Raw genomic sequence first — 2,500 nt, 5'->3', positions numbered from 1 at the left:
CCACAGTAACTATTATGGAGAATGATCCAACTTTTCTTCGAAGGTTATTTCAAATTCAGTCCCTTGAGTGGTGTCCAGTTTGATTTCTGCCCCAATCTGGCCTGATAAGCTGTAAATAAGCATTAATCCCAGTGAATCAGATTTTTTAGGGTCAAAATCCGCAGGTAAGCCCACCCCATTATCACTGACTGTTAATCTGAATTTCTTGGCACCCTCATCTGTAAAGGAATGGAAATCAACCTTTACTTCACCAGCAGCATCATGGGGAAAGGCGTACTTGAAGCAGTTGGAGACCAGTTCAGTTAAAATGAGCCCCAAGGGAATGGCAGTGTTAACGTCCAGCATGACCTCCTCTACATTCACCGTCATTTTCACCCGTTGAGGGTCCACGGCATAGCTGTAAAACAGGTTAGTGGTTAGAGTGTTAATGTAATCACTGAATTCTATTCTTTTTAAATCACTGGACTGGTAGAGACGTTCATGGATCATGGCCATGGACTTGGCCCTGTTCTGACTATCTTTAAAGATATCCCGAGCTTCGGTGTCCTTAATATACCTGGATTGCAGGTTAAGAAGACTCTGAATTACCATCAAATTATTTTTAACCCGGTGATGGATCTCCTTCATCATCAGATCCTTTTCCTTAAGGGAATTTTTCAGATCAGCCTCCAGTTTCTTCCGCTGACTGATATCCCGGGCCACGATCTGAACCGCTCCCTGTCCATTGTAAGTTATAGGAGCATCCCCTATTTCAATGTCCTTGACTGTCCCATCAAGAGATATTATCTTTTCTTCAATAAAATCTAAGGATTTTTTTTCGATTATAACTTGATTTAAACGTTTCATAGATGTTTCCAATGAATCAGAATGGTGGAAACTTAAAAAACTTTGATCCAGAAGATCCTGAGGATCTTCAGCTCCAAATAGGGTGGCGGAAGCCCGGTTGGCAAATACTATTTTCTCCCCTACCACCACCAGAATGGCATCAGGAGAAAGTTCAGCTAAATTTTTGTAACGTTCTTCACTTTCGGTGAAATCTTTTTCCACCCGTTTGAGTTTGCTTATATCCTGAATTGTCAGTAAACGTCCTTTATATTCATTCTGGTCGTAGAGCAGGGTGTTCTGCATTCTAACCCATAAGTTTACCGGGTCACCAAGGTAGAGAGTTGTTTCTTCCTCAGTATTTTGGTAGGATTTCTCCAGTTCCGGTAACTTACCCCCTAATTCAGTAACGTGTTTACCCACATCACCTTCAGTTATGCCTATCATCTGGGCAGCCGGGTTAACATCCACCAGGGTATCCTGGGTGTCAAAAACCATGAAAGCACTTTTTATGGTGTCAAAGAGTGTTTCATAGGCAATGGGCCGTATACCCAACAGAGAAAATTTAAAAATAGAAATAGCAAGGAGTAATCCGGAAATGGTCAGTCCAAAGGGAGTTATATCCAGTCCAGGGATACCCAGTACGTCAGTGTTATAGAGGGCACTGAAAAATAGGGGAATTACTCCACTCAACATTAAAATCAGAATCTGAGTATGGTACATGCGGGAAGACTTCATCAACAGTTTCAACAGCACTAACAGTCCCATGATTATGAGGATGAAACTGTAAGCGATGTTTACCCAGTATCCTAACCCGTGGGCATATATCAAGAGTAATCCATTCGTACTGAAAACCGGAGTGATGGTGGGCCAGATAAGTCCATGCCAATCATTGGTGAATGCCAGTAAAATTATAACTAAAGGTAGAACCATTAAAGTCCCAATATAAGCGGGTTTAAGGTATTTCCCATATTGAGCATATTCCAGGATTACCATAAACCATAACGGTGCAGCGGTAGCCACCCCAATGTAACTAACCTTAATCCAGAATATTTTAGCCCATATATCCACGCTAAAAAACTCCAGAGCAGAACCCAAACACCAGAAAAACACCGACAGGGTTAACAGAGTGAAATAAAAATATAAATTAGAAGAACGCCTTTTTAAGCTGTAAAATGATAAATAAAGTAATATTACGGCACTTATAATTAATATTATGCCGAATATAGAATGTTGAGCACTCATTATAATATATCCCTAAAGTTATGATGAATCCGCTAATTTTTTAACCTTATTTTGTCAGTGCAATATATAAATAACTACTCCGGTGATAAATTTTGGGAATACAATTAACTTCATAAAAAGGGATTAAACCAAATAATAATAAAAAAATAATAAAAATTATTTTTTACTCTGTGATGTCGTAGAGTATCTTCATGGCCTTGGTGAATGGAGGGTTGCCGGAAGTTAGGAGAACCACCCTCAGGACATCCACAATCTCGTCCCGGCTGATGTCAAATTCTTTCATGGCGCTCATCATCTGCTTCTTCATGGCCCGATCATCAGAGGCGGCAGCAGTTATTCCCAGGGCAATTAACTTCTGTGTGCGGTAATCTAAGACTTTCCCCGTGTAAGCTGCATCGTTAAGCTCAACCACTGCTTTAAATATGTCAGGATA

At 40.4% G+C, this 2,500-nt stretch carries 2 protein-coding genes (1 of these 2 only partly in view); both read right to left on the bottom strand.

The features are described from left to right. Positions 1-12 precede the first annotated feature (12 nt). A complete protein-coding gene (locus QC759_RS06970; RefSeq protein ID WP_048073689.1) occupies positions 13-2,067 on the bottom strand; it encodes a histidine kinase N-terminal 7TM domain-containing protein in 2,055 nt (684 codons plus the stop codon). Positions 2,068-2,230: 163 nt separating this feature from the next. Then, on the bottom strand, positions 2,231-2,500 hold the 3' portion of the coding sequence (locus QC759_RS06965; protein ID WP_048073690.1) for a carboxymuconolactone decarboxylase family protein. Its footprint extends 51 nt past the window's final position; the window shows 270 of its 321 coding nt (coding positions 52-321); its start codon lies beyond the right edge, outside the window — the gene reads right to left on this strand; the stop codon is at positions 2,231-2,233.

The sequence above is a fragment of the Methanobacterium formicicum genome, from assembly GCF_029848115.1.
GTDB classification, from domain to species: Archaea; Methanobacteriota; Methanobacteria; order Methanobacteriales; family Methanobacteriaceae; genus Methanobacterium; species Methanobacterium formicicum.
The sequence above is the reverse complement of the archived record's forward strand: the minus strand, read 5'-3'. Positions and strand labels throughout refer to the sequence as shown.